This window comes from Mesorhizobium sp. M8A.F.Ca.ET.161.01.1.1 (assembly GCF_004792105.1).
Lineage (GTDB): Bacteria > Pseudomonadota > Alphaproteobacteria > Rhizobiales > Rhizobiaceae > Mesorhizobium.
The window spans coordinates 1-289 of sequence record NZ_SRTD01000454.1 but is presented as its reverse complement, the minus strand read 5'-3'; the positions used below and the strand labels follow the sequence as shown (position 1 = coordinate 289).

The following is a 289-nucleotide window of genomic DNA, read 5'->3' as shown; positions in this document are numbered from 1 at the left end:
CTGGCCAACCAGGGCATCAAGGCCGAAGACATTCCGGTCGTCGCCTTCTCCGTGGGCGAAGAAGAGCTTGCCGGTCTCGATACCGCGCCGCTGGTCGGCCAGTTCCTTGTAGAAGGGCACGTTGGCGTCACCATTGATCGTGGAAACAACGGCGGTCTTCTTGCCGGCCGAGCCGAATTTCTTGATATCGGACACGATCGTCTGCCAGTCGGAATGACCGAACGGCGTGTAGTTGATCATGATGTCCTCTTCCTTGACGCCCTTCGACATCAGGTAGGCCTTCAGGATC

Annotated in this window: 1 pseudogene; it reads right to left on the bottom strand. The window is 58.1% G+C overall.

Features of this window, described 5'->3' with window-relative positions:
• Positions 1–90: 90 nt before the first annotated feature.
• Positions 91–289, bottom strand: a pseudogene (locus tag EN804_RS36505) (transporter substrate-binding protein); the annotation flags it as partial.